The organism is Secundilactobacillus sp. MJ173 (assembly GCF_059704265.1).
In genome coordinates this window covers 1-631 of sequence record NZ_BAAKGN010000026.1, presented here as the reverse complement: position 1 = coordinate 631, position 631 = coordinate 1, and the positions used below count along the sequence as shown (strand labels likewise).

1 protein-coding gene and 1 pseudogene are annotated in these 631 nt (G+C 42.6%); both read right to left on the bottom strand.

Going from position 1 to position 631, the window contains the following annotated elements:
* Positions 1 to 209 (bottom strand): annotated as a pseudogene (locus tag AC6H04_RS04455) (IS3 family transposase); the annotation flags it as partial.
* Positions 206 to 631: helix-turn-helix domain-containing protein (locus tag AC6H04_RS04450; RefSeq protein ID WP_497570553.1), on the bottom strand; the 426-nt coding region annotated here is incomplete at its 5' end. The pseudogene AC6H04_RS04455 and the gene AC6H04_RS04450, both read right to left, overlap by 4 nt.

Here is a 631-nt window from a genome sequence, read left to right as displayed (position 1 = left end):
TTTTGGTTGATATACATTGTCAGACGTTCAACACCAAAGATGTAATGATGCTGTTCCTCTAACTCGATCATGTACGCAACGATTGCCTGATTTTCAATCTTACGATTGCTTACGTCATGCTTTAACCATTTATAGTAACTTGAGCGTGGTACGTGGGCATACTGGCATAGGATAGTAATATTGTGGCCTTTCTGGGTATCCGGGTTCACTTCTTGTGTAAGTTCTTGGATGGCTTGGCACTTGATTTCTTGAGGGCAGCCCTTCTTTCTAATTCCTGGATTTTTTTTGCGAGGGCATTCTCTGTAGAGAGTCGTTCAACTCGAGCTTTAAGACGTTTGTTTTCAAGCACTAGTTTTTCGTTTTCAGTCAATTGACCGTTATCTTCTTTGCTCTTACCCCGACGGTCCGCTAAAGCATCCTGACCACCTTGCTGCAACTTCTTAGTCCAGGCGTACGCCTGGCCATATGAGACTTTGAATTTTTGAGTAGCACCAGCGTAATCCATATCATTGGCAATAATCCATTGGGCAATTTCAATGCGTTCTAGCTGAGTGGTTTTACGTCCATCTTTCATGGCTGATCTCCTAGTAGTAGTTAATGATTTACCACTAGTATACCGGTTCACCCATTG